We start from the raw sequence: 26,397 nt of genomic DNA, 5'->3' as shown, positions 1-26,397 counted from the left end.
GCGGAATTCGACGCCCAGGCCACAGCGGTTGGCGGACTGACCTGTTGGTACAACTTCGCCACGGCGTACAACAAGGCGTTCGGTATCGGCGAGTGGGGTCGTGAGTGGCGCTGGATCGAACGGAGGAGGCGACAGCGCCAACTTCGTCCAGTGGATGTACGACTGGTTCCTGGAACATGCGGGGAAGGGGCTGGTGTACGAGTTCTACTTCGGCGACTGTGGTCCAGGGAACGTCGGTTCCAACCTGTACCGACCTCTCGGGCCCGGCTGCGTCTACCGGAACCCGAACGCTGCCGCCCGCTACCAGCAACTCTACCGACGGACATAGGCCCGACCGGACCTCGCGACGAGGGAGCGCCAGCGGCCGCGGGCCAGCCGAGGTGGAAGGCTTCCCGATCCTGGGAGCCTCCCACCTCGGCCGCTCCGTGCTCTTTGCGGGCTCTGCTTCGGATCGCCCGCGACATTCCCTCGATGATCTGTGGGAGGCATGCCGGGTGGCGGCGTCGGTGCCGCTATCCCGACAGTCGGCCGCTGACTGCGTCCCGGCTTACGCCGGTGATCAACCGGCGTAGTACGGCACGGCGGATACCGCGGTCGGTGCGGCGGGCGCGGCAATAGGCAGCCCGCCACCGCCGCCGGCGGGTGTGCCGCCACCGCCACCGCCTCCACCTCCACCGCCGCTTCCGCCGCTTCCGCCGCCGGCGGGTGTGCCACCGCCGCCACCGCCGCCGCCACCGCCGCCGCCGGCGGGTGTGCCGCCACCGCCGCCACCGCCGCCACCGCCGGCGGGTGTGCCGCCTCCGCCTCCGCCTCCGCCTCCGCCTCCGCCGCCGCTTCCGCCGCCGCTTCCGCCGCCGGCGGGTGTGCCACCACCACCGCTACCTCCGCCGCCTGCGGGTGCGCCGCTACCGCCACCACCGGCGGGTGCGCCGGCACCGCCACCGCCACCGCCACCGCCACCGCCGGTGCCTGCGCCACCGCCACCGCCGCCGGTGCCGGTCCCTCCGCCGCCGGTGCCGGTGCCGGTCCCTCCGCCGCCGGTGCCGCCGCCGGGAACGCCACCACCGGCAGTGGTACCGCCGCCCGTGCCGGTCCCACTGCCGCCGGTCCCACCACCGGGTACGCCGCCGCCGCCGGTCCCGCCGCCAGCACCAGCGCCAACACCGGCACCGACTGTCGGCGTCGCGCCCACTCCGCCGCCGCCCGGAATCACCGCGGGCGCGGGAGTCCCGGCGCATGTGGAGACGCCGACGGCCGGAACGGTCACCAGGAGGTTCCCGGTTGTCTCGTTCCACGGCGAAGCGATCACGGCCATGGCGTGGGACGGCAGCTCCAGAGACTGCCGCGGGCCGAGAGTGGAGATGCCGGAGCCCTGGCTGGTGTCAAACCAGCCGAAGCCGAACGCGACGTCCGACTGGTTGCTCACCCGCCAGGCGGGACCTGCGCCGGTGCAGGTGTAGCTGAGCCGCAGCGGATTGGTCTCGAAGTCATCGATGCCGTTGATTTCCCGGTCGAAGGGGAGCCGGAACGGGAGCAGGGACAGGAACTGGTCCAGCGTCGCGTCGCCGGTACCGGTCGGTGTCGCCGAAGGGCTGCTGATGATGACGCCCGGGCCGGTGCCCGGGGACGGGCTCGGACCAACGCTCGGGGTGGCCCCGGGTGCGGCACTCGGCGAGGCGCTCGGATCGAGGTTGACGGTTATCCCGCTTCCCGCGGGAGCGGTGGGATCCGGCGAGCCGAGGATGCCCTCGGCGATGTCGGCGGACGGGCTCGCGGTCGCAGTCGGCGTGGGAACGGCCCAGGCCGGTACGGCCGCCGCCGTCATGGCCGCGCCGAGAACGCCGGCCGTGACGGCCCGCATTCTGGTGATACGCATTAATCCTTCTCCCTTGACTGTGACGAGTCGCCATGACACTCACCGACGGCGCCCGTCGAACCGCCCTTATCGGGAGTACGGCGGTCCGGCGCAGGGTGTGGATCAGCGTTTGCCGGTCAGTCTCGACTTGCGCAGAAAACTACCAACGCCAGGTTCACCACAACCCGGGAGGGTCTGGGGCGAGGAAGAGTTCGAGTGCTCCTCCGTGTTAATCGCGTACTGTGCGGATGACCTTGTTACGCGAGTCCGGATCTGTGGTCGGCGACGGCTGGCCGGTGATCGGGATCCTCGACTCGGCCAGCATGGCCGATCTTCGACGTTGGCTGCGCCGCAGGCATTTTCGATTCAGCTCCGCAGCTAAATGTCCGAAATACTCTGTTTGTTCGTCTTGGCGGCAGATGGCGGAGCGTAGTCGGTGGGATGCCTGGCGTGGTCAGATCCTGGTGTGGTCCAGGTGTGTGGAGGCGGTCGGTCGGTGGGCCACCKGGCTCGGTATTCGGCTTCATTGGCCCATTCGGGTAGGCAAATTCGGGTAGGTGCCCAAGGCGGCCGGTCGGGGTGAAAGGCGGCCGCCCTGGCGTCTCCGCGGCTCACGCCGACGGCCCGGTGCCGAACATGGCCGAACGGGTACCCGGCCGCGTCCCGGTGCGGTCCAATGGGCGGGCCGATGCCGCGATCAAGGACCTGACCTGCGTCAATGGGTTGACGCGGCGACTCTGCGTGCGCCCTGCGGGGTTGAGGTCCGCTGACGACCGCTCGCCTTCGGATCGATTTCGCGTGTCATCGGGATGCGGTGGAAGCGGGGGTTGACCCGAGATCTCGACCGTGGAGCCCGAGATAGCTGAGAAGAAATGCTCGGCTGACTACTTCGTCGCGTTCTGGCCTCGGACCGGCGGCCCGGCCTGGGCTCCCGGGCCCACCCTCGCGGTGGGTGGTCCTGAGGAGAGCCGTCCGCGGAATCGGCGGGATCGTTTTCCGGCGGCGATGATCCGGAATGTGATCGATTCGTGCCCGTGTTTCGCGGGCTCATGCCGAAATTCTGGGTTGAATTTTGCTTACGGGGCCTCGATCTGATCTGATCTGATCAGATCGAGGCAGGCTGGGTCCGTAACTCGGTCCGCCCCGCCAGTCCACGAATCGCGCTGCGAGGCACCCATGGCCGGCGGYCTCGCGCGGATGGCGGCTGAATTCCGGTGGCCGTGCAGGTGAGGTTCGGCGTTTCAGCTGCCGCTCCGGCCGGCGCGGGACCGCTGCTCGCAGTGCTGTCGCAGGCCCTGGGCCTCGGTGTCGACGTAGCGGCGGACCAGGCGCGCCATGAAAAGCGCCACCACCGGCGCCAGCGGCCCGGACTGCCGCAGGCTCAGCCGCACCGTGACCTTGCCGTCCTCCGCGGCGGGCGTGATGCGGTGGTCGGCGACCGTGGTCATGCCGGTGGCCCTGGAGATCCAGGAGAAGCCCGAGCCCGGGGTCAGGTCGGTCACGGTCCACTCGGCCGCGGGCAGCCGGGGCTGCCGAATTCGCACGACGCTGCCGTCGCGCAGTTCGCCGTCAGCCCCCGAGCTCCCGACCGCCGTGGGCCGTGCCGCCATGTCCACGGTGGTCATCGTCGGAGTCCAGGTGGGCCAGCGTTCGATGTCCCGCATCACCGCCCAGACCTCGTCGGACGTGGCGTCGATGGTCACCGAGGTCTCGTAGTACATCGGGTGCCTCCTGTGGGGTGATCGGTTTCTCGACCGGCGCCGGGTGGCGCCGCGACTTGTACCAAGTGGTACATGTACCATCTGGTACATGGCGTCGCAAGGTCAGCTGCCGGACAGTCCGCGCACCAGCGCGGGGCGGCGTGCGCGGGAAGCCCTGCTGGAAGACGTCATCGCGCACCTGGCGGAGCACGGGATCGGCGACCTGAGTCTGCGCCAACTGGCGACCGCTCTCGGCACCAGCCATCGCATGATCATTTACCATTTCGGTTCACGGGACGGCCTCCTCGTCGAGGTGGTGCGCGCGATGGAGGAACAGCAACGAGCCGCGTTCGCCGAGATGCAGCGCGAACCGGCAGCCTCCGCGGTCGAGCTCGGCCGCCAGATGTGGCGACGGCTGAGCCAGCCCGAACTGGCTCCGTTCGAGCGCCTCTTCTTCGAGATCTACGGCCAGGCGCTGCAGGGTCGCGCCTACGCCCAACCGCTGCTGGACGGAGTCGTCGAGGACTGGCTCGGCCCGATGACCGAGTTCCTGGTGCGTGACGGCCTGCCGCCGGCCGCGGCACGCACGCAGGCCCGCCTCGCGCTCGCAACTACTCGCGGCCTGCTCCTGGACCTGCTCGCCACCGGCGACCGGGAGGGCGTCGACCTGGCAATGGAACGAATGCTCGCCGCGTTCGAACCACCAACCTCCAGGTGACGACGCGTCCGAGTGACCTGGGCGCCGCGGTCGGCTGAGTGCTGAACCTGACCTCGGGTTCCGAATCTGACCGGGAGGCCGGATTGAGCTGGTTGGCTGCAGCAGCCCGGGGCCGACCGCACATCTGGAGTCGGCCTGTCCCAGGCTCTGTCCGGGGCCGGCCCTGCCGACCAACCGTGACGGGTGCTGGCTGGGGTGAGACGGGTTCTGGGTCGGGGTTTGGTTGCTTCAGGTGTTCGGTTAACCCCTGAGGGTGTTTGGTTGGAGTGTGGGCTTAGGTGGTGATTTCTTTGCGGCTTGTGGGCTGGGCGTGGGGTGGGGCGGTCGGGGTGGAGGGCCGCGGGTAGGTTCGGATGGGTGAGGGCATACCCGACCTGCTGGCGCGGTGCCGCCGGCCGCGTGTGTGGCCTGCGGGAAGCCGATGTGGGCCGAGCCACGCCAACGTCATGATCGCGTCGGCGTCATGACTATGGCGGCGGCATGATCACGGCGGCCGCTCCGCTGACGGACATCTCCGAGTGGGCCCGTGGCCGCGGGCTCGAGATCGTCATGATCGTGATTGCGGCCGTCCTGCTGACCCGGTTCGCGACCTGGGTGGGTGCCCGCGTCGAGCGGCGCATCGACCAGCAGTCGAGCCAGAGCGACGGGGTGGTGCGCTCCGAGGCGACGAAGCATCGCCACGCGGTCGTCCAGGTGCTGACCTGGGTGTCACTGGCCCTGGTCTACTGCGTGGCGGTCGTGTTGGTGTTCCAGCGCCTCGGGGTGCCGGTCACCGGCATCGTCGCCCCGGCGACCGTGGTCGGTGTGGCGCTCGGCTTCGGTGCGCAGCGCGTCGTCCAGGATGTGCTCGCCGGGTTCTTCCTGGTCACCGAGCGGCAGTACGGCTTCGGGGACCTCGTCCGCCTGGTAGTCCAGGGGGCGYCGAGCGCGATCACTGGCACGGTGGAGGAGGTCACGCTGCGCATCACCAGCGTGCGGACGTCCAACGGCGAGGTGGTGATCACGCCGAACGGGCAGATCGTCCAGGTGGTGAACCTGTCCCGGGACTGGGCGCGGGCTGTCGTGGACGTTCCGATACCTACGAGCGTTGATGTTACTACGGTCAGTGACGTGCTGGCTCGGGTGGGTACCGAGGCGTACGCCGACGACGCGCTGCACGACCTGCTGCTGGACGCGCCGACCGTGATGGGGGTGGAGAGCATCGACCTCGACCAGTTCAAGATCCGGGTCGTTGCCCGGACCCTGCCGGGTAAGCAGTTCGAAGTCGGTCGGGCGCTGCGCGCCAAGATCACGGTTGCGCTGCTGCGCGCCGGGATCCACGTGCCGGCCGACCTCGACACGGCCCCGCCGACGTCCTCATGAGGTTCCTCGACCGGATACCGGTGCAGCGCTCGACGCTGCTGCTCATGTTCGCGCTCGTCGCCGTCTTCGCGCTGTACATCCTGGTACGGCCCGAGTCGCTGCCGGCGTCGCGTTCCTACACCGCGGCGGTCGAGCAGGCGAAGACCGAACTGAGCAGTGAGCAGGCGAGCGCCACGCCGACACCGCGGGCGCCGGCGACCACCGCCCCGGCGCCGGTGGCCCCGCCCTCGCCGACGGTGTCACCCTCGCCTTCGCCGGACGTCACCGCCAGTCCGACCGCGACGGTGGACCCGACCAGCACCGTGGACCCGTTCGGCTCCACCGCCCCGTCGGCAGCGGGCACCTCGCCGGCCTCCGCGCCTCCGTTCGCGCGGGTCCCGTCGTTGTCCGGTGCCCCGTCGGCCCCGGCGCCGGGGCCGACCATGACGCCCGCCCCCTGACCGGACCCCGACCGCGCCTGACCGCGGTCCTGGCCGTGTGCACTGACCCAAGCTCTGGGAACGCTCTGAGCACGCCTTGAGCACGCCCAAGGCAGCCCAAGGTTCCGGTTCCGTCAGCGCGGGCGGACCAGTTCCTCCGTGGGGGTGCCCGGGGCATCGCCGATACCGGCCCAGCCCACCAGCTGCTCGGTGCCCGCCAGCCGCGCCGCCAGCAGGACGGCCCCGGCGGCCGGGGACATCCGCGGCCGGACGAGACGCGCGCCCGGGCTGGCGGTGGTGACGCGGGCGGTGAACGCGTCCAGGAAGGGCGGCCCGGAGTTGAACGTCCCGCCCACGAGCGAGACGGGGAACTCGCCCGTCAGCCCGAGCCGGTCGATCACTGTGCGGACCTGGTCGGCCAGCAGCCGGCCGGCGTCCGTCAGGATCCGGTGGGCGACGGCGTCACCGGCGGCCGCGGCGGCGGCGACCTCGACGGCGAACGCGGCGATCCCCGCCTTGTCGAGGCTGCCGTAGACGAGATCGTCGACGCTCTCGACCAGGTCGAGATGGTAGAAGGCGAGCAGGCGGGGCACGAGCGCCGACCAGGGGGCGCGCCCGTCCCGGAACTCGACGGCCGCGCGCATCCCGTGCAGGCCGATCCAGTACCCCGAGCCCTCGTCGCCCAGCAGGTGCCCCCAGCCGCCGCATCGCCAGGTGCGCCCGTCGGCGGCGACCCCCAGGGTGTTGCTGCCCGTACCACTGATGACGGCGACACCGGGGCGGCCCAGCGTGCCGGAGGCCCAGGCCGCGACGACGTCGTTGAGCACCAGCGTGCTCCCGACCGGCCGAAGGTCGGTCAGCCGGCTCCGGAGGGCCTCCTGGTTGTCGTCGGTGTCGGCGCTGGCCACCGCGAGCACCGCGGCGGCCACCTCGTCGGCCGCGGCACCCGCCTGGCCGAGCGCGCCACGGACGGCCTCCATGATCGCGGCGGCGGCGCCGTCGAGGCCGACGACGTCGAGATTGCTCGGGCCCGCGGTGGCCGTGGTCAGCGTCGACCGCCGCAGGTCGAGGACGGCGGCCGTGGTCTTGGTACCGCCGCCGTCCACGCCGAGCAGGAAGGGACGGGGGAGACCAGCATGAGGCGCCGCCTCCGGCAGGGACTCCGCTGACGGCAGGGACTCCGCTGACGGCGGAGGCTCCGGGGGCGGCCGCAGTGACGGTGGCAGGCTGATCAACGGCCTGGAGTTCTCTGGCTGCAGGTTGGGCACTGGGGCGCCTCGCGATTCCGTCGACCGTGGGTTGTCACCGGAAGGTAGAGGCCTTCCGGCCGGACGGGGTCCCCCGCATCGTGCCTCCCGATGTCTTCCGCCGCGTCTCCCACCACGCGGCGGCACTGTGTATCCGATCACCCCGTGTCCCATCGTGGCTTCGTTGAGAGACGGTAGTGAGGTGACCGATGACGACGACGACTGGGCGCCGCCGCCCGTGCCCGACGGCGGTGGCGACCCGGTGGCAGCCGTGGACGAGGCCCTCGCCGAGGCCGAGACCGCGCTGCGTGCCGGGATGTGGCTGCCGGACGTGGACGAGATCGACGCCGTGGTGACCATCCTCCATCACACCGACCCGGCTCGGCGGCGCCCCGACACGCCGCTGCGCCGCGTCCTGCACCAGGCGTTGGACGAGACCTATCCGCAGCTCACCGTCTGGCGCCCGCGCCCGCAGTACCTCTACGCCGTGGTGAAGACCCTGCACCTGCTCGCGTCGGACCCCGTCACCGGCGAGAACACCGCCGCCCTCCTCGTCGGATGGGACCGTCTCCTCGACCTCCTGCGGGCCGTGCTCGAGGTGGCCAGGTTCGGGCCTCCGGAGCCACCCGAGCCTGGTGCCGAGGCGCCGGACGTCCCCGGGCCCGGTGCCCGGCCGTAGCCACCCGGTGGCTCCTGCGTGGTACCCACACGGGTACTGACGGTCAGGCCGGGGACCTCCCGCCGCGGAGCGGACCATCGGGTACGCGGCGGGAGGCCATGCGGGCTCGATTCCGAGACCCGCCATGACGCGGTGTGCCGGGCGCCTCCCACCACCTTCCGCGACGGAATGGAGGAACCAGGTGGTGTCAGGAGCACTCGTCACCGAGTATCTGTCTCGTGTCCATTCCGCGGCAGGGTTCCTCGTCCAACGGCGATCGTGTGAGGGGTGAGCGCTCCGGCCGGCTCCCGGCGGGGTTGCCCTTCGTCGTCGCCCTCGACGATTCGGACACCCCCTACGACGTCGTCGACGCGCTCGCGCTCGGCCCCTTCACCAAGGGAGACCAGCCCTGGGCCCGCAGCGCGCGCATCGACCGGCTCAAGCCCGGCGCGAGCCTGCTGCCGGTCGACGCCGAGGTCGTGCGGACCGTGGTCGAGGACGCCCGTGACTCGCGGCTGGCGACCGGTGACGGCTGGACGGTCCGCGCGGTGCGCTGGCGCGGCGGCAGCGCCGAGGTCCTGGTGACGGCGGTCAGCGAGGAGCTCGCCCGGACGGTGCTCGACGGCGTGGTGCGCCAGGCGACGGCGGAGTCCGTCGGCGAGGGCACCGTGACCATGGGCTTCTGGTACCTCTCCACCCAGCGCGGGCCGACGAGGATCATCCGGCGGGCCGCGACGACCGCCTGGCGGTCGATCCGGCGCAACTACGCGGAGACCACGCTGGCGCCGCTGGACCATCTGATGGTCATGCGCCCGGAGAGCCTGGTCGGCCGGCTGATCCTCCTGCACGGGCCGGCGGKAACCGGCAAGACGACGATCCTGCGCGCGCTCGCGCACGAGTGGCGGAGCTGGTGCCAGGTCGACTGCGTGCTCGACCCGGAGGCGCTCTTCGGTGACCCCGGCTACCTCATGGAGGTGGCGATCGGGTCGGACGACACGGACGACGACGGCCCGGCCGAGGGGACCAGCCTGGCGCTCGGTGACGCGGCGTCGGACTCCACCGCGGAAGCCGACCAGGCGGCCGACGGGGACACCACGGACGCGGCCGCGGCGGTTCCGGCGGGCACCGCGGACGCGGCTGCCGGCCCCGGCAGCCCCGGCCCCGGCCCCGGCAGCCCCGGCGCCGGCGGAGTGTCGGCGGGCGGCGGGGCGACGGGCGGCGGCACGGAGGACTCGTCCCGGCGCCGCTGGCGTCTGCTGGTGATCGAGGACTGCGACGAGCTGCTGCGCGGCGACGCCCGCAGCGTCTCCGGCCAGGCGCTGTCCAGGCTGCTCAACCTCACCGACGGTCTGGTCGGGCAGGGCCGGGACGTCCTGGTCGCGGTCACCACCAACGAGCCGCTGGCGCGGCTGCACCCCGCGATCGTGCGGCCGGGCCGCTGCCTCGCCCAGGTCGAGGTCGGGCCGCTCCCACGCGAGGAGGCGCTCGCCTGGCTCGGGACGGCGGCGGACGCCGGGGTCGGGATGTCCGCGACCCTGGCCGAGCTGTTCGCCCTTCGTGACGGACGGATGCCCGCGACCACCCCGGAGCGCGACGGCCACACCGGCCTGTACCTCTGACACCCCGGCGGCGCCGTCCCGTGCCGCCGGGCGGCGCCGTTCCGGAGAAGGGGTGCATGCCGGGCGAAGAGCACGCTATCAGCACAGTGCGGACGGGTTCCCGAACGGAGATAGTTCCTGGATCGCCAGGAAAGGGATGAACGGCCGTTCCGGCCGCACTGCTGTCGCGTAATTCTGTGGCTGAATTCGCTTCAAGGTCGTCCCGCGTAACACGCCCGGTGTCGGCCTTCTGCGGCGAACCACGCGCCGATCGGCTACTCTTCCGCACTTGGACGGGGTATTTGGGGATGCTCTGTTCTGGGGTAATCATCGATCGGTAAACGTGTCTGGGGGGTCGGTTCCGGGGTCCGGCCGCGAACCACTGGGGGAAACAGTAGTTATGGCAACGCAGCGTGCGGACGGCATTGTGTCCGTGTCCGCGAGCGTGCCCGGGGGGAACGGCGGTCCGCCGCCGTTCGCGGGCATCACGACGTGCGTCCTCGTCCGTACTCCACCCGGCCGCGGGTCGGCGGACACCGGAGCGCGGGCCGGTCGGGACCGGCCACGGCGACGCCGCCTAATCGTTTAGAGAATCACCGGGCGCAAAGCCCGAGGCTCACGAGTCCGCGCATCCCGACCGGGACGCGGACTCCCCGACAACGCCGCGCGGACCGGGATGGCTCTCCGTCGCCCTACGCGCGGATTCTCGGACGTCATCGTCCGCGCCCGCTCGACGCCGCCCGGGCCGACCATGCCCTGAGCGCGCCCCAAGGAGCTGAAGAAGATGCGAATCTTTGTCGTCGGATCCGGAGTCGTGGGAACAGCCACCGGGAGGGGGCTGCTCGACGCCGGGCACCGGGTCACGTTCATCGACGTCTCACCGGAGCGAGTCGCATTCCTGAACGAGATCGGCCTGGACGCGCGGCCCGAGATCGACCTGAGATCGAAGGGCGACTCCCTCGTCTTTCTCACCCTGCCGACACCGAACGCCGGCAGCCGCTACGACCTCACGGCGTTCGTGGCCGGTACCCGCGGCCTCGGCCGCGCCCTGCGCGAGACGTCCGCCGTGCACACCGTGGTTGTTCGCAGCACCGTCGATCCGGGCACGACCGAGGGGCTGGTGGGCCCGCTGCTGGAGCAGGAGTCCGGGCTGCGTCAGGGCAGCGGGTTCCTGCTGGCCAGCAATCCGGAGTTCCTGCGCGCCTCGTCGGCCGCCGAGGACTTCCGCTGGCCGTGGATGACCGTCATCGGGGCTCGTAACCGGCGGGTCCGGGAGCGCCTCGCGGAGCTTTTCGCGCCTTTCGGGGGGACTATGAGGATCTTCGATGACCCGACGACCGCCGAGTTCGTCAAGTGTGCGCACAACATCTTCAACGCCACGAAGATCTCGTTCTGGAACGAGATGCACGTAGTCGCAGAGCGTCTTCAGATCGACCTCGGGGCGGTGTCCGAGACGGTCTCGCGGTCGGCCGAGGCGTCCTTCAACCCCGCCTACGGGACCAGGGGCGGCGCGCCGTACGGGGGTGTCTGCCTGCCGAAGGACACCATGGCCTTCCTCGGGTTCGCCGCCGGTGTCGGCGTGGACATGCCGATTCTGCGGTCGGTCATCGAGATGAACAGCCGCTTCGTCGACCGTGCGGCCGCCGACGGCGCCGTGAGCGGCGAGCGGGTCGCCGAGCTGGTTGGCGGGCGAGCCGCTGACTCGCTCGGGGACAGGTCCGGCAACGGGTTCGGTGACGGGTTCGGTGACGGGTTCGGTGGCGGCGCCACCGAACCGAKGCCGGGGCTGGCCTCCGCCCGTGCGCTCTGGTCGCCCGACCGGTTTCCACGGCAGCCGCGGGACTCCCGTGGCGTCGAGGCGACGGAAGGCGCGCCCCGATGAGCACCCTGCTGCCCTGGCTGTTGCTCGTGGCCTTCCTCCGGCCCATGATCGAGATCTTCATTCTTGCCGCGGGTGAGTGGTGGTTCCACACGACCTTTCGGCAGAACCGGGATCTCTTCTCGAGATACATTATCCAGATCACCACCGTCGGCCGGGAACAGGACCGGGTCAACGAGATCATCCGGGAGATCCGCTCGTTCCCGATGACGATGAACTACGAGATCTGGGTGACCAACGAGCCCGGGAACGGCGACATCTACCCCGGGGCGGACCGGGTCATCACGGTGCCCACCGACTTCACCTGCGTGGCCCAGTACAAGGCGCGTGCCCTGGAGTTCAGCCGGATCGTCCGCCAGCATCTCGGCTACGACACGGCCGATACAAAGATCACGTTTCTCGATGACGACACGTCTCCGACGTGGGAGTACCTCGAGACCGCCTACGCGGCCGACTACGACATCTGCCAGGGCGTGACGGCCCCGCGCATCGACTACGGCAGCGGGCCGTTCGCGCACTTCATCCTGAGCCACATCGATGACCTGCGGTTCCACAACTGCATGACCTACTGCTCCTCCTTCCAGGGAATCCTCGGGCGGCCGCTGTTCGTCCACGGGGAGGGCCTCACCATCACCGGCCACACCGAGCGGACGGTCACCTGGGACTGGCGGATCTTCGCCTCCGAGGATCTCACCTTCGGCTGCAACGCGGCGGCGGCCGGTCTGCGCTGGGGCTTCTTCCACGAGTACATCCAGCTCACCTCCCCGTGGACGTGGCAGGCCTACTTCAAGCAGCGCCGCCGGTGGATGTGGGGAAACATCCACGCCATCGTGAACCGCGACGTGCTCCCGCTCGGCGCCGCGATCAGAATCGCGGTGCGGTACTTCCTCAGCCTGTTCACGTTTCTCGCGTCGGGTTCGGCGGTCGTCCTGATCCTCACGGACACGATCGAGGTGGCGGGCTGGGCGCATTCGCTCTTCTGGTGCTCGCTGGCGGTCTGGCTGGTGAACTTCGGGCTGAGCGGCTGGGTCAACGCCGGCCTGCGCCAGCCCGGGGTGAGCAGCGCGAGATTCTGGACGAACCGCGTCCTGCAGAGCCTCGCCGCCGTCGTCCTGGCGCCTGTCACGGCGACGTTCACGATCGTCGCGCTCGTCGCGACGCTCTACATGGGGAACCCGCGCAGCTTCGAGGTCATCGCCAAGACCGCGGCCACCAGCGGCCAGCGCCAGCGCGACCGGGACCGGGACGGCGACGGCACCACCGGCACCGCCCGGGACGACGAGGCCGTGGCCGGCGGGGGCCGCGTGCCCGCGTCCGTCGTGGGGGAGGGCAACCGATGACGACCCGCCCGACCCGCCAGCCCTACCCTTCCCATCCTCCTCAGCCACCTCATGAGCCACCTCTCGGGTTGCACACGCCCCACGCACCGCACCAGCCCGGCCCGGCGGGCGTGACGGCGAGCACCGCCAACACGGTGACCCTGCCGACCGCGGTGCCCGTTCGGCAGCCGGGGAGCGTGCCGGGCGAGCGGGCGGCGGTGACGGCGGCCGCCCGCGCCCGGCGCGAACGGTCCCGCCGCCGCGGTGTCCACCTCCTGCTGGCCGTGATGACGGCGCTGAGCGCGGTCACGCTGAGCGTGACCGTCGGCCGTGACTACCGGGAGCTGACCTCGACCACCGAGTTCTTCCACCGGCACGCCTACACGCCGTCCTACGACCCGCTCAGCAACGTGATCCTGGGGCTGCCGCCCAACACCGTCGACGCGCGGACCAGCCCGTCACCGGAGATCCGCGGCATCGCGGTGGGGCCCGACGCGATCACGCTGCTCGCCGGCGGCCGGCCGGAGCGCGTCGTCCCGTTGCAGCGCCCGGTCACCGGCCTGCTGGACGTCGTCGAGAAGGTCGACGACCCGTCCTGGGCCGGATACGACGGCCGCGGCCGGGTCACCCTGTCGACGGCGCTGGTCGTCTCGCCCGGGGCGTCGCTCACGATCACGGCTCCGGTCTCCGAGCTGGTGCTCGAGGTCCGGCGCGGCGTGCTGCTGGGCGTCGACGGCGGCCGGCTGGCGCTGGACGGCGTCGCCGTCCGCCCGAGCACGACGAGTGACGACCTGCAACAGCTGAGCGTCGACGAGCGGCGGCCGTTCGTGGTCGCCACGAACGCGGCGACCCTCACCATCACCCGCAGCCACCTGAGCTATCTCGGACGGGACTGGAACAGCTCCTACGGCGTCTCCTGGTCGGACCGCTCCACCGGAAGCATGACCCACTCCGAGGTCGACCACAGCTTCATCGGGACGTACACGGACCATGCCCGTGACGTGGCCATAGAGCAGAACTGGTTCCACGACAACACGCTCTACGGTGTCGACCCGCACAGCTACTCGACCGGGATCTCGGTGCGCAACAACGTCAGCGAGCGCAACGGCCGGCACGGCATCATCTTCTCCGACTTCGTGACCGGCGGCGTCGTGGCGGGCAACATCACCCGGGACAACAGGCTCAACGGCATCATGATGGACGCCTCGAGCACCGGGAACCGCATCGTCGGCAACACCGCCAGCGGCAACCGCGGTGACGGCATCGTGCTCGCCTCCTCGCCGGACAACGTCGTCGAGCAGAACACGATCACCGGCAACCGGGTKGGCCTGCACGTCCGCGGCGGCGGGGAGAACATCCGGGTACGGAGCAACACGATCGTCGACAACCAGCTCGCGACGCAGGGCATCAGCCTGGACGGGAACACGCTGCGCGACAACGGCGACCAGTGGCGCCCGCGGGTGCTCGTCGGGATCTGGGCGTCGGTGCCGCTCGTGCTGGTCCTGCTCAGCGGCTTCACCGGACTCGCCCGCCGGCGTCGGTCGAGGGCGGTCGGCCGTCCGGTACTGGGCGGCGGAGTCTGACTTGACCACGGCCGGGACCACCCCGACAACCGGCGCCCCGCCGGCCCCGCCGGCCCCCGCGTCCATGCCTGCCTCGGCCGGCGGGGACGCCCGGCTCAGGAAGTTCCGACCGGATATCGAGGGGCTGCGCGCGGTCGCGGTGGTCCTGGTCGTGCTCGGCCACTCCGGGCTCGCCGTCGCCGGCGGGTTCGTCGGCGTGGACGTCTTCTTCGTGATCTCGGGCTTCCTCATCACCAGGCAGCTGCTCACGGAGCGGGCCGGCCACGGGCGGATCTCGCTGCGGGGCTTCTACGCCCGGCGGGCGCGGCGGATCGTCCCGGCGGCGACGGTGGTCATCGTCGCGACGATGGTGGCCGCCTGGCGGTGGGCGTCACCGCTGCGCCTCCACCCGATCAGCGTGGACGCGGCGTTCTCCGCCGTGTCGGCGATCAACATCCGGCTCGCCCAGGCCGGGACGGACTACCTGCGGGCGGACGGGCCGCCGTCGCCGTTCCAGCATTTCTGGTCCCTCGCCGTCGAGGAGCAGTTCTACGCCCTGTGGCCGCTGGTGCTGGTGGCCGTGACCACGGTGATCGCCGGCGGCCGGCGCCGGGGCCGCACTGGGCCGGTCCGCACTGGGCCGGTCCGCACTGGGCCGGTCCGCACCGGGCGAGTGTTCGCCGTGCTCGTCGCGGTGTTCGGCGGCTCGCTGGCGCTCAGCGTGCTGCTCACCCCGCGGTCGGCGCCGTGGGCCTACTTCGGGATCCACACCCGGGCGTGGGAGTTGGCGGTGGGGGCGCTGGTCGCGCTCGGCGCGCCCGCGTTCGCCCGGATGCCCCGCGCGCTGTCGTCCCAGCTGAGCTGGCTGGGCCTGCTGGGGATCCTGCTCGCCGCGGCGCGGTTCGACGAGGGCACGCAGTACCCGGGGCTGGCGGCGCTGCTACCGGTCGCGGGCTCGGCGCTCGTGATCGCCGGCGGGTGTGCCGCGCCGCGCCGGGGCGCCGAGCTGCTGCTGCGCCGGTGGCCGCTACAGGTGGCGGGCCGCCTCAGCTACTCGTGGTACCTGTGGCACTGGCCGGTGCTGGTGCTCTGGCCTGAGGCATCCGGGGCACCGCTCGGCACGGGCGGGAAGGTCGCCGCCGTGCTGGGGTCGCTGGTCCTGGCCGCGCTCACCTACTACGCGGTCGAGAACCCGATCCGGGCCCGGTCGGTGCTGGTCCGTCGGCCGGCGGTCGGCCTTGGCCTCGGTGGTTGCCTGGCCGGCGCCGCGGTTGCGGTCGCGCTCGGCGTGGGCCAGGTCGCGGCCATCCCCACCACGGGCGGTGTGGCGCCGATCCCCGGCCCGGCCGATGTCGCGGCGGGAGCGCCCGGAGCCGGGGGAACGGCGGGAAGCGTGGGAGCGTCCACCGCTCTGTCCCGGGTGATCGAGCAGTCGCTGGACCTGCCGGGGCTGCCGGCGGGGCTGCGGCCGTCGCTGGAACAGGTCCCACTCGACTACAAGGCGAACAGGTGCTATGCGTCGATCACCGCCAGCACTCCCACCGACTGCGCCTACGGGGACCCGAACGGCCGTCGGACGGTCGTCCTGTTCGGCGACTCGCACGCGAACCAGTGGTTCAACGCGATGAACAAGGTCAGCCGCGAACGCGGCTGGCGGCTGATCCCCTACACGAAGGGCGGCTGCCCGCCGGCCGACTACCCGGACTTCGTGCTGGAGACCCTGAAACGGGTCTACACCGAGTGCAACACCTGGCGGGCGGAGGCCCTCGCCAGGATCGGCGCGCTCGACCCGGACCTGATCGTCGTCGGTTCCGAGGCGCGGACGGAGGCTATCCGGGTGGGCGCCGGCGGGATGGCGAGCGCCGTGCGCACGCTGCGCTCGACCGGGGCCAAGGTCGTGTTCATCTCGGACACGCCCTACCCGGGATTCGACGTTCCGGACTGCCTTGCCAGGAATCCGTCGAACATCCGCCGGTGTGTTGTGCGGGTCTCCGACGCGAAACTGACCGAACCGCAGCGGGCCATCGAGAACCAGGGTGCCCGCGACGGCGGGGCGATGCTGGTCGATCCCGTGYCGTGGCTGTGCGCGAAGGAACAGTGTCCGCCAATCATCGGCGACACGGTCGTCTATTACGACAAGAGCCACATCACCGGTACGTACTCCACCACCCTGGCGTCGTACCTGGGGTCGGAACTGGTCCGGCTGGCCGGATGAGCTGAAACGGCCCCGGACGCCCGACGGCCGGCCGGCACGGATCGCCGCGCCGGCCGTCGCCATACCCGGGTACCGGTCGCGCGCGGTCTAGACTTTATGTCGGCGCGGACCACCCGGAATTCGTGGTCCTCGCCGCCGGGGGATCGGTGCCGCGAGCCGAAACGCGTCATTACCGGCGATAAGCCAGGTGGGCGGAATGCGGGTCGGGGAGAACAGCGGTGAGCGTACTGTCGCGAAGAGGCGTTTTTCTGGCGGCGCTGCTGGGAGCGGGCGGCGCCGTGGGCTGCACCACCGGTCCGGACGAGCGCCGGCCGGAGCCGGAGGTGCCCGCGGTGAACGGACTGAGCACCCCGACGGCGCCGCCGATGCCCCCGTACCTGCAGAGCTTCTTCGGCGACGAGCTGATCATGCGCCGGCGGGGCGCCTTCGGCCTGGACGACGTCACCGTGGAGCTGCCGGAGGCGGGCTGTGCCTGGAAGCACAGCCGGGTCCGCTATCCGAAGGGTTCGGCCAGCCAGCTCTCCGTCGAGCAGGACGGGGCCCCTTCCGGCGGTGCCCAGGTCTATCTCCAGTTTCGTGACGGTCCCGCCGACGACCTCTATCTGAGCTACCGAGTCCGGTTCCAGGATGGTTTCCAGTTCGCCAGGGGCGGCAAGCTCCCAGGATTCTTCGGTGGCACCCACGTGGCCGGCGGAAACACTCCGGACGGCACGAACGGATTCTCCACCCGCTACATGTGGCGGGCCGGCGGAAAAGGGCAGGTGTACGCCTACCTTCCACGCTCGAAAGATTACGGTACGACACTCGGCCTGGGGAGCTGGAAATTCGTCCCGGGGCGGTGGGTGGCCATTCAGCAGCGCGTCCGCCTGAACAGCCCGCAGCTGGGGGACGGATCGGTGACCGTCTGGGTCGACGGTAGTGAGGTCTTCCACCAGGACGGCCTTTTCTACCGCAGCACGCCGGCACTGCGTATCGAGGGCGTCTTCTTCTCCACCTTCTTCGGCGGCGATGACCTGAGCTGGGCCAGCCCCGTCGACCAGTACGCCGACTTCGCCACCTTCGTGGTCTCCGACCGGTTCATCCAGGCCGGCCCCGCCGGCTCGTGTTGATCGAGCCGGCGGGGCCGGCGCGCGGCTATCGGCGCCCGCGGCGGCGGCTGTCCCGGCTGTCGTCCTGCTTTCCGCCGAGGGTGACCTCGTCGCCGGTCACCAGACCGGCGCGGCGCAGTGCGTCGGCGATGGCCCCGTCGGTCCGCCCGCCGCGGTGACCGGCGCCGCGCTGGCCACCGCCGCCACCGCGCTGACCGCCACCCGCGGCACCGGCACCGCCGCGCTGACCCGCACCGCCACCGCCACCGCGCTGGCCCGGACCACCGCGCTGGCCGGGGCCGCCCCGCTGCCCCGGACCGCCACGCCCGCCTCCGGGCTGGCCGCCGGCCGGCTGCCCGCCGCCGGCCGCTGCCGCCTGCCGGCCGCCGTGCTGGTCGGTGGGCTGCCCGCCGTCGCGCTCCTGGCTCCGGCCGGCGCCACCGGCGCCACCGCGGTTCTGCCCGCCGCGGACGCCGCGGCCCGCGCGCCGCTCACCGCCCTGGCCACCCTGGCCGCTCTGCCCGCCGCCGGCGTCCGCCGCGCCCGGCTCGTCGTCGAGGCGCAGCGTGAGTGAGATCCGCTTGCGCGGGATGTCGACGTCGAGGACCTTCACCCGCACGATGTCCCCGGGCTTGGCGACCTCACGGGGGTCGCTGACGAAGTTCTTCGACATCGCCGAGACGTGGACGAGGCCGTCCTGGTGCACGCCGATGTCGACGAAGGCACCGAACGCGGCGACGTTGGTCACCACGCCCTCGAGGATCATGCCCGGCACCAGGTCGGCGAGGGTCTCGACGCCCTCGGTGAACTCGGCCGTCCGGAACGCCGGCCGCGGGTCGCGGCCGGGCTTCTCCAGCTCGGCGAGGATGTCGGTCACCGTCGGCAGGCCGACCGTGTCGTCGACGAACTCGGTGGGCTTGAGCGAGCGCAGTGTCTTCGTGTCGCCGATCAGCGCGCGCAGGTCGCCACCGGTCACCGTCAGGATCCGCCGGACTACCGGGTAGGACTCCGGGTGCACGCTGGAGCTGTCCAGCGGGTCATCGCCGCCGGTGATGCGCAGGAAGCCGGCGCACTGCTCGAACGCCTTCGGGCCCAGCCGGGCCACGTCCAGCAGCCCCGTCCGCGACCGGAACGGGCCGTTGCTGTCACGGTGGCGGACGATGTTGTCGGCCAGCCCGCCGCTGATGCCGGAGACCCGGGAGAGCAACGGCGCCGAGGCGGTGTTGACGTCCACCCCGACCGCGTTCACACAGTCCTCGACGACGGCGTCCAGGGAGGACGACATCCTGGCCTCGGCCAGGTCGTGCTGGTACTGGCCGACCCCGATCGACTTGGGGTCGATCTTGACGAGCTCGGCGAGCGGGTCCTGCAGGCGGCGCGCGATGGACACCGCGCCGCGCAGCGAGACGTCCATCGAGGGTAGTTCCTGGGAGGCGTAGGCGGAGGCGGAGTACACGGAGGCACCGGCCTCCGACACCATCACCTTGGTCAGCTTCAGCTCGGGATGCCGGCGGATCAGGTCGTCGGCCAGCTTGTCGGTCTCCCGGGAGGCCGTCCCGTTGCCGATGGCGATCAGCTCGACGCCGTGCTCGGCGGACAGCCGGGCCAGCGAGGCCAGCGAGTCGTCCCAACGGCGGGCCGGGACGTGCGGGTAGATCGTGTCGGTGGCGACGACCTTCCCGGTCGCGTCGACGACTGCCACCTTGACGCCGGTGCGGAACCCCGGGTCGAGGCCCATGGTGCGCCGCTGCCCGGCGGGGGCGGCGAGCAGCAGGTCACGCAGGTTCGCCGCGAACACGCGCACCGCGGTGTCCTCGGCGGACGTCCACAGCCGCATGCGGAGGTCGACGCCGAGATGGACCAGGACCCGCGTCCGCCACGCCCAGCGCACCGCGTCGAGCAGCCAGCGGTCGGCCGGCCGGCCGGCGTCGGCGATGTCGAAACGCTCGGCGATGCGCCGCTCGTAGTCGGTGGGGCCGGGGGCCGGGGGCTCGGCCGGGTCGGCGGGCGCGTCCGGCTCCAGGGTGAGGTCGAGGATCTCCTCCTTCTCACCGCGGAACATCGCGAGGATCCGGTGGGACGGCAGCTTCGTGAACGGTTCGGCGAAGTCGAAGTAGTCGGCGAACTTCGCGCCGTCGGACTCCTTGCCCTCGCGGACCCGGCTGACGAGGTGACCACGGGACCACATCTGCTCGCGCAGGGCACCGATCAGGTCGGCGTCCTCCGCGAAGCGCTCCACCAGGATGGCGCGGGCGCCCTCGAGCGCGGCCGTGGCATCCGCGACGCCCTTCTCGGCGTCGACGTAGCGCTCCGCCTCCGCCCGGGGGTCGAGCGAGCGATCGGCCAGCAGCGCGTCCGCGAGCGGCTCCAGCCCGGCCTCACGCGCGATCTGCGCCTTCGTCCGGCGCTTCGGCTTGTAGGGGAGGTAGATGTCCTCGAGGCGGGCCTTGGTGTCGGCGGCCATGATCTGCGCCTCGAGGGCGTCGTCCAGCTTGCCCTGGCTCCGGACGGACTCCAGGATCGCCGCCCGCCGCTCCGCCAGCTCCCGCAGGTACCGCAGCCGCTCCTCCAGGGTTCGCAGCTGCGCGTCGTCGAGGGCGCCGGTCACCTCCTTGCGATACCGGGCGATGAACGGCACTGTCGCACCGCCGTCGAGCAGGTCGATCGCCGAGGCCACCTGCCCCTCGCGCACGCCCAGCTCCGCGGCGATCCGCGCCTGGACAGACACCGTCTCCGAGACGGACACCGTCGTCACGATCCGCAACCGCCTTTGCCTGTGTGCTCATCGTCCCCACGGTTCGGACCCGGGGGTTGGTACTCCCGATAATCCCTCTCGTCGGATCTCCGGTGCCGGTCGGGGTGAGCCCCGGTGCCGGTCCGGACGCCCGCGCGGCCCCGCCGCGGCGCTGGTCGCCCGCCCGGATGTCGTGCCCGCCGGGGACACCCGCCGGGCGGTCCGTCCGCCGGTGCCCAGGCTCTTTAGCGCAATACGGTGTTCTTCCGTCGACATACCATGTCATGGTGTTTCGGATTGGCCTGTCACGTTCTGTGCGGGGCTCACGACGTCGCAGCTCGGGCCGGGGGGACCTGGAGCCGCGATGACGGCGCCCCGGCGGCGGTCCGGGTCATGACTGATCGAATTCGGGGGGGACACCGTGAGGGACGCCCACGGGCCGGAAGTCGGTCCAGCCGTGGCATTCGTTCACGAGGCGCTCGTCCATCGCGGCCCGGCCGGTTTCCTGGCCGGCGCGGTGGAATTCGTCCGGGCCGGTGTCCAGCGTGACGAGGCCGTCCTGGTCGCGGTCACGCCCGCCAACGCCGGGCTGCTGCGGTCCGTGCTGGGCTCGATAGTGTCGAAGATCTCCTTTCTGGACATCACCGAATTCGGGCGAAATCCGGGCCGGGTCATTCCGGCCTGGTCGGCCTTTCTGGACGAGGCCCGGGCCCGGGGAACCCGCGCACGTGGCCTCGGCGAGCTGGTCTGGGCCGGGCGGAGCCCGGCGGAGATAGCCGAGTGCCACCACTGCGAATCACTGGCCAATCTGGCCTTCGGGGCATCGTCCGGGCTGCGGCTACGCTGCGCCTACGACGCGGCCACGCTACCGGCACCGGTGGTGGACGCCGCGTGGCGGACCCATCCGCGGGTGCTGGGCGACGGTGCGGCCCGGGGCGGCGCCCCGTACCGCGCCGCGCCCGACCCGCTGCTCGGCCGCACCCGGGCACCGGCGTCCGCGCCGCTGGGGCCGGGGGTGCCGGAGGCGTTCGAGATGGGGCTGCCGGCGCCCGCAGTGGCCGGCCAGGCGGTCGTCAGCCTGCGCTTCACCGGGCGGGACGTGTCTGCCGCGCGGCGTGTGGCGGTCGGCCGGGCCCGAGAGGTCGGCGTGCCCGACAGCCGGGTCGACGACCTGAGGCTGGCCATCCACGAGATCGTCACCAACAGCGTGCGCCACGGCGGCGGGATCGGCCGGCTGCGCATCTGGGTGGAGGGGCCGACCCTGATCTGCGAGGTCGCCGACCGCGGCCGGGTGCTCGACCCGCTGGTCGGCCAGCGGATCCCGGAGCTGGACTCCGAGGGCGGCCGGGGGCTGTGGCTGGCCCATCAGCTCTGTGACCTCGTCCAGCTCCGCTCCTCGCCGGTCGGCACCGTGGTCCGCCTGCATATCGCGATCCGGGGCGCGGCGCCCGTCCGCGGCACCGCCGAGGACGGCACGGCGGCCGAGGCCGGGTAGCCCGGGCCCGGCCCCGGGCCCGGCCCCGGGCCCGGCCGTGGGGAGATCGCCTGGTCAGGCCGGCGGGCGCAGCCGGGTCTCCAGTCCGTCCAGGACGGCGTTGCTCAGCTTGCGGATGCCGATCGGGGCGAAGGTCTTCTCGAAGAACCCGCCGACCCCGCTCGCGCCGTCCCAGGTGGTCAGCGCGGTGACCGTGCTGCCGCCGGCGCCGGCCGCGCGCACCTGCCAGCGGGTGCGCAGGGAGGAGCGCTGGTCGGCCTCCAGCAGGCTGCCCGCGGCGGGGGCGGTGACCACCGCGTCCACGTCGCGGACGCGCTTGCGGGTGGCGTGCAGCCGGTAGGTGATCCGGGTGCCGGGGCCCTCCCCGCCCTCGACCACCTTGTAGTCGGTGATCATTTCCGGCCACAGCTCGGCCCGTGTCCCCGCGTAGTCGGCCAGCAGCGCCAGCACCCGCTCCGGCGGGCCGCCGACGATTCGTTCCACCTCGACACTGATCTGCGCCATCGTTCACTCCGTCCAAACTCGGCCCGGCCGGCGCCGGCACCTCCGCCGAAAACGAGACTATCCCGGGCGCGACAAATCCGGTTGACCGCCCCACCGGGCCGCCGCTCTCAGCCATGAATTGTGGGGACGGTGGCCGGGAGATAACGTTGCCGCGCTGCCCGGGGGTGTCACCGGCGGCGCCAGATCCGCCCGGCAAAATGCTGCGCGAATCTGTGAAGTACCGGTTGGACGGGGGGCCTGTGCCAGATTCACCGCAGACTTCCGAACATTCCCGCGAACGACCACGTCGTCCTGGCCCGGTACGGGCTTTCGGGGACATGCTGGCATTCTTCGCCGGTGCGCAGGCGAAATTCCTCCCGCCGACGGAGCGCGCCCGTTTCGTCACGGCCGGCGCGCTGATGCTTCTGACAGCGGCACTTGCCACCTGTGCGGGGGCGACGGTGGTGGCCCTCGGGTTCGGCATCGGGACCCTCCAGGCGCTGCCGTTCGGCATCTTCTACGCGCTGTTCATCTTCTTCATCGACCGGTCCGTCCTGCTGACCCAGACCCCGTACCGCTATGGCGCGGACGGCGGTGTGGAAACCGGCCGGGCTGGATTCTCCGTGGCGGTCCGCGTGTTCATCGCGGTGTGCGCGGCGGTAATCGTCGGGGAGACGGTACTGCTCCGGATCTTCGAGTCCTCGATCGCGAGCCGGGTCGCCGAGATACAGCAGGAGGACGCCGGGCACCTACTGGCCGGGTGGGACGCGAACCAGGAGAGCGAGCTCGCCGCCCGAACGGCCGATCTCGCGGCGAAACAGAAAGGCCTCGACGCCGCCGACGATCTCGTCGAGGCGAAGACGGCGGAGGTGAACTGCCAGCTCACCGGTGGCCAGCCCGGCGGTGGCCCGGCCTGCCTGGGCGGGGCCGGCCCGGTCTACCAGATCAAGCTGGCCGAGCTGGCCGCGGCTACCGCCGCCGTCACCGACGCCACCCGGCTGCGCGACGCCGCCCAACGTGATCTTGACGAGTTTCGGGCTGCGCAGAAGGCCAGGCGCTCCGACTTCGCGGCCACGGTGCAGACCACGACGGGCGCGGCCGACGACCTGTTGATGCGGGAGAAGGCGTTCTGGCGGCTGACCACCGAGGACCGCTCCGTCCTGGTGTGGCGCCTGTTGCTGACGTTGCTCCTGCTCGGCATCGACCTCGCCCCGCTGCTGTTCAAGCGTGGTCTGGACCGCACCTCCTACCGGCAGCGCGAGCGCCTCGAGCGCTGGCGGGACGAGACCTCCGTCGAGGTCGACGCGCTGCAGGTCGGGCACACCGCCCGCGAGCGCCGCGATCTGGCCCCGGTGGTCGCGGCGCGTCTCGCCGGGCGCTGGGAGGACTACCTGCTGCGCCGTGACGGCGTCGAGACCGCCGTGCGCTGGACGGCCGACACGGCGCAGGCACGCCTCGCCGAGGAGGAGATCAGCGCAGACCAGGAGTCGCGGCTGCGTGAGCTGCGGCGGCAGCACGGCATCGTCGCCGTGCCGCGCGTCCCGACCTCCGACGCGGAGCCGTCCACCCCGGCTGTCACCACCGGTTCGGCCGCGGCAGCCTCAGCCACAACCGGATCGGCGGTGGCCACCGGCCCGGCGGTGCCTGCGCCGCCGGAACCGTCGTGATCAGATGTCGCCGGCGCGGCGCCGCCGGCGGCGGCGGGCGACCAGGGCGGCCACGACGCCCAGGACCGCCGCTCCGCCCGCGGCCGAGCCGGCCGCGCGCGGGTTCTCCCGCGCCCGGTCACGCCCGGCCGTGACGAGCGCCCCCGCCTTCGCCCGCCCCGCGGTGGCTGTCTGCGTCGCCTTCTCCCGACCGATGGTGACCGCGCTGCCGGCGGTCGCCGTGGTCCGATGGAGGGCGTCCGCCACCTGCGGGTGGGCGTCGAGCTGACGGTGGGCCGTCTCCTGCGCCACGGCGGCCGCGTGTCCGGCGCTCCCGCGCGCCCGGAGGGCCGCCTCGTCGAGCTTCGGCTTCAGCGCGCTGCCGGCCCCCGCGACCTTGTCCTTCACCCCGGCGGCGGTGCGCTCGGCGACCTTGTGCGGACTGACGCGGTCGGAGAGCTCGTCGAGGTCATGGCCGAGCTGGGCGCGGGTCGCCTCGATATCGGCCCGGATCTCATCAGGTGTTGTGCTGGTCACGCGCGCCTTCCTTTCGGCCTGGACGTCGGCTCGGCCTGGACGTCGGCTCGGCCTGGACGTCGGCTCGGCCTGGACGTCGGCCTGGGACGTCTTCCGTCGCTGGTCGGTGATAGCGGTTGGGGTGGGCTCAGCGCCGGCGGATCGGTACCGGCGGGATCGGTACCGGCGGATCAGTGCCGGCGGCTCTGCGCCCACTGGACGTCCTCGCGCAGCGTCTCGACTGTCTGCGTCGGCGCCGGGTGCACGTTGCGGACCGTGCTGCGGCCGCGCAGGGCGAGGACGGCGGCGACCGCGGCGAGCACCACTCCGACGATCAGCGCGGCCCAGCCCAGCGCCATGACCTCGCCCAGCCCGAACATCACCGCGAGCAGGACGAAGAGCAGCGCGAAGTAGCCGGCCCCGCCGGCTCCGGCGAACATCCCCGCGCCCTTGCCGGCCTTCGTGGCCTCCTCGCGCAGCTCGGCCTTGGCGAGCGCGATCTCCTGGCGGAACAGGGTGGAGACGTCCGTCGCGACGTCGGAGACGAGGCGGCCGGTTGAGGCCGGCCGCGGCTCCGTCACCGTGGCGGGGGTCGACGGCGTGATCCGCGGCGATGTGGTCTGCACCGTGGCATCGGGCGGAAGGCCCGGGATGCCGGCCTGGTCGGCGGGGACGCCGTCCGGGGATGTCGGGACGTCTCCCGGGGCGACCGGGAGATCGGCGGGGGGTGCTGGGGCCGACGTCGTGGGCTGGCGGGTGAAAGTGCTGGTCATGCCGTCTCCTCCTCGACCGGACCTGACCCCGCCCTCCGGCGGTGTCCATTCGGATCGGTGTAGACCCGGATGCCCGCCCGACCTCGGATTAACCGTGGATGTGGCAGAGAGTGGCAACCGCGCCCCCGGCCGGCCCGCTAGTCGGCGCGCTCCTGCGGGGACGAGTGCTCCCAGTCGGCCAGGATGGTGCGGATCCCGGTGACCAGCATCAGCGGCTGGTCGAGCATCACGTGGTGTCCCGCGAGCGGGATCTCGATGACCGGCGCGACCCGGCCGAGCAGGTTGTACATCAGCTCGCCGATGTCCGGGGTGACCAGCCCGTTCTCGGCGCGGAACAGCGCGACCCGGCAGTGGACCTTGCGCAGGACCTCGGGGGACGGCGTCCGGTTGCCGAACACGTTCGGGTCGAACTTCCACGTCCAGCCGCCGAGCATCGCCCCGATGGAGTTCCGGGCGATGTGGTCGATGATGTAGGGAAGGCTGCTCGGCTGCTCGGGGACGGTGCGGAACCGCGCCAGCGCGTCGGCCGCCGTCGCGTACACCCGCAGCGGGCCGAACGCCGTCCGCTCGCGGGCCGCCCGCTCCTCCGGGGTGGACTCCCGGACCGGCGAGTCCACGAGGACGATGCCGGCGACCCGGTCCGGGTATTCGGCCGCCGTCGTGATGGTCACCCAGCCGCCCATGCTGTGCCCGATCACGATCGGCGGGGACGTGATCCCGGCGTGGCCGATCACCGCCACGACCTCGGATGCCCATGTGCTCAGCGAGTACTCCTCGCGGCGCCCGCTGTCACCGTGGCCCGACAGGTCCAGAGCCACCACCCGGTACTCGGCCGGGATCAGCGGCGCGATGTGGTCCCACCAGCCCGCGTGGGCCGCGCCGCCGTGCACCAGCACGATTGCGGGACCGTCGACCCGCCCCCAGCACCGGTAGCTGATGATCGTCCCGTCGACCTCGGTCTCCAGCCGCTCGGGACGAGTATCGATGGCGGCCTCGTACCAGGCCGGTGCTTCGTCATACATCTATAGTCTGCCGTTCGGCTCGTCGTTGTGGTTCTCGGCGACCGCCGCATCCTCGATGAAACACCGTGGACGCGGTGCGGCCGGGGTCCATCGGCACCGTGACGCATT

21 protein-coding genes are annotated in these 26,397 nt (G+C 71.9%); 13 read left to right on the top strand and 8 right to left on the bottom strand.

Annotated features, from left to right (window positions below):
* Positions 1–100 precede the first annotated feature (100 nt).
* Positions 101–328 carry a hypothetical protein gene (locus tag BBK14_RS39485; RefSeq protein ID WP_235013674.1) on the top strand — a complete coding sequence of 76 codons (228 nt, stop codon included), beginning with the start codon at positions 101–103 and terminating at the stop codon, positions 326–328.
* Between the two features lie 231 nt (positions 329–559).
* On the opposite strand, the gene BBK14_RS38025 is transcribed toward BBK14_RS39485, so the two are convergent.
* Positions 560–1,876 (bottom strand): hypothetical protein, encoded by a 1,317-nt coding sequence (locus BBK14_RS38025; RefSeq protein ID WP_071059788.1) that lies wholly within the window; start codon positions 1,874–1,876, stop codon positions 560–562.
* 1,220 nt (positions 1,877–3,096) lie between these two features.
* Entirely contained in the window at positions 3,097–3,576 is a 480-nt protein-coding gene (locus BBK14_RS03610) for an SRPBCC family protein (RefSeq protein ID WP_071059787.1), read from the bottom strand.
* Positions 3,577–3,664: 88 nt separating this feature from the next.
* Between BBK14_RS03610 and BBK14_RS03605 the strand changes: the two genes are divergently transcribed.
* The 3 genes from BBK14_RS03605 (at position 3,665) to BBK14_RS03595 (ending at position 6,075) form a co-directional block, all read left to right on the top strand.
* Positions 3,665–4,273, top strand: a complete 609-nt coding sequence (locus tag BBK14_RS03605; protein ID WP_071059786.1) for a TetR/AcrR family transcriptional regulator — start codon at positions 3,665–3,667, stop codon at positions 4,271–4,273.
* Between the two features lie 480 nt (positions 4,274–4,753).
* Entirely contained in the window at positions 4,754–5,635 is an 882-nt protein-coding gene (locus BBK14_RS03600) for a mechanosensitive ion channel family protein (protein ID WP_071059785.1), read from the top strand.
* Complete coding sequence (locus BBK14_RS03595) at positions 5,632–6,075, top strand: Rv3103c transmembrane domain-containing protein (RefSeq protein WP_071059784.1); 444 nt, start codon at positions 5,632–5,634, stop codon at positions 6,073–6,075. Before BBK14_RS03600 ends, BBK14_RS03595 begins: the two co-directional genes overlap by 4 nt.
* Before the next feature lie 113 nt (positions 6,076–6,188).
* Here the strand turns inward: BBK14_RS03595 and BBK14_RS03590 are convergent, their stop codons facing one another.
* A complete protein-coding gene (locus tag BBK14_RS03590; RefSeq protein ID WP_071059783.1) occupies positions 6,189–7,322 on the bottom strand; it encodes an N-acetylglucosamine kinase in 1,134 nt (377 codons plus the stop codon).
* Between the two features lie 181 nt (positions 7,323–7,503).
* On the opposite strand from BBK14_RS03590, the gene BBK14_RS03585 reads away from it, so the two are divergent.
* The 7 genes from BBK14_RS03585 to BBK14_RS03555 all read left to right on the top strand — a co-directional run bounded on the left by BBK14_RS03585 (position 7,504) and on the right by BBK14_RS03555 (position 17,641).
* A complete protein-coding gene (locus tag BBK14_RS03585) occupies positions 7,504–7,980 on the top strand; it encodes a hypothetical protein (RefSeq protein WP_071059782.1) in 477 nt (158 codons plus the stop codon).
* A 260-nt stretch (positions 7,981–8,240) separates the two neighbouring features.
* A complete protein-coding gene (locus BBK14_RS03580) occupies positions 8,241–9,578 on the top strand; it encodes a DUF5925 domain-containing protein (RefSeq protein WP_071059821.1) in 1,338 nt (445 codons plus the stop codon).
* Between the two features lie 763 nt (positions 9,579–10,341).
* Positions 10,342–11,439, top strand: a complete 1,098-nt coding sequence (locus BBK14_RS03575; RefSeq protein WP_071059781.1) for a Rossmann-fold NAD(P)-binding domain-containing protein — start codon at positions 10,342–10,344, stop codon at positions 11,437–11,439.
* Positions 11,436–12,776 carry a glycosyltransferase family 2 protein gene (locus tag BBK14_RS03570; protein ID WP_071059780.1) on the top strand — a complete coding sequence of 447 codons (1,341 nt, stop codon included), beginning with the start codon at positions 11,436–11,438 and terminating at the stop codon, positions 12,774–12,776. The genes BBK14_RS03575 and BBK14_RS03570 overlap by 4 nt, the downstream gene beginning before the upstream one ends.
* 110 nt (positions 12,777–12,886) lie before the next feature.
* A complete protein-coding gene (locus BBK14_RS03565; RefSeq protein ID WP_241831094.1) occupies positions 12,887–14,338 on the top strand; it encodes a NosD domain-containing protein in 1,452 nt (483 codons plus the stop codon).
* Position 14,339: 1 nt separating this feature from the next.
* The gene (locus BBK14_RS03560; RefSeq protein ID WP_241831093.1) at positions 14,340–16,532 is read left to right on the top strand and encodes an acyltransferase family protein; all 2,193 of its coding nucleotides are present in this window, start codon (positions 14,340–14,342) and stop codon (positions 16,530–16,532) included.
* 218 nt (positions 16,533–16,750) lie between these two features.
* The gene (locus BBK14_RS03555; RefSeq protein WP_071059778.1) at positions 16,751–17,641 is read left to right on the top strand and encodes a polysaccharide lyase; all 891 of its coding nucleotides are present in this window, start codon (positions 16,751–16,753) and stop codon (positions 17,639–17,641) included.
* A 25-nt stretch (positions 17,642–17,666) separates the two neighbouring features.
* Here the strand turns inward: BBK14_RS03555 and BBK14_RS03550 are convergent, their stop codons facing one another.
* Positions 17,667–20,375, bottom strand: a complete 2,709-nt coding sequence (locus BBK14_RS03550; protein WP_071059819.1) for a Tex family protein — start codon at positions 20,373–20,375, stop codon at positions 17,667–17,669.
* A 436-nt stretch (positions 20,376–20,811) separates the two neighbouring features.
* Here BBK14_RS03550 and BBK14_RS03545 point away from each other — a divergent pair, with 436 nt between their 5' ends.
* A complete protein-coding gene (locus BBK14_RS03545; protein WP_241831092.1) occupies positions 20,812–21,849 on the top strand; it encodes a sensor histidine kinase in 1,038 nt (345 codons plus the stop codon).
* A 54-nt stretch (positions 21,850–21,903) separates the two neighbouring features.
* Here the strand turns inward: BBK14_RS03545 and BBK14_RS03540 are convergent, their stop codons facing one another.
* Positions 21,904–22,353 carry an SRPBCC family protein gene (locus tag BBK14_RS03540; RefSeq protein WP_020464077.1) on the bottom strand — a complete coding sequence of 150 codons (450 nt, stop codon included), beginning with the start codon at positions 22,351–22,353 and terminating at the stop codon, positions 21,904–21,906.
* Between the two features lie 317 nt (positions 22,354–22,670).
* On the opposite strand from BBK14_RS03540, the gene BBK14_RS03535 reads away from it, so the two are divergent.
* Positions 22,671–23,999 carry a DUF4407 domain-containing protein gene (locus tag BBK14_RS03535; RefSeq protein ID WP_071059776.1) on the top strand — a complete coding sequence of 443 codons (1,329 nt, stop codon included), beginning with the start codon at positions 22,671–22,673 and terminating at the stop codon, positions 23,997–23,999.
* Here BBK14_RS03535 and BBK14_RS03530 read toward each other — a convergent pair whose 3' ends face one another.
* From BBK14_RS03530 to BBK14_RS03520, 3 genes are all read right to left on the bottom strand, one after another.
* Positions 24,000–24,515, bottom strand: a complete 516-nt coding sequence (locus tag BBK14_RS03530) for a DUF3618 domain-containing protein (protein WP_071059818.1) — start codon at positions 24,513–24,515, stop codon at positions 24,000–24,002. It abuts the gene before it with no gap.
* 170 nt (positions 24,516–24,685) lie between these two features.
* Complete coding sequence (locus tag BBK14_RS03525) at positions 24,686–25,267, bottom strand: phage holin family protein (RefSeq protein ID WP_071059775.1); 582 nt, start codon at positions 25,265–25,267, stop codon at positions 24,686–24,688.
* A gap of 137 nt (positions 25,268–25,404) precedes the next feature.
* Positions 25,405–26,289, bottom strand: coding sequence for an alpha/beta fold hydrolase (locus tag BBK14_RS03520; protein ID WP_071059774.1), 885 nt, complete (start codon positions 26,287–26,289; stop codon positions 25,405–25,407).
* Between the last annotated feature and the right edge of the window lie 108 nt (positions 26,290–26,397).

It is taken from the genome of Parafrankia soli, assembly GCF_001854695.1.
Classification (GTDB): domain Bacteria; phylum Actinomycetota; class Actinomycetes; order Frankiales; family Frankiaceae; genus Parafrankia; species Parafrankia soli.
This window is presented reverse-complemented; position numbering and strand designations above follow the sequence as displayed.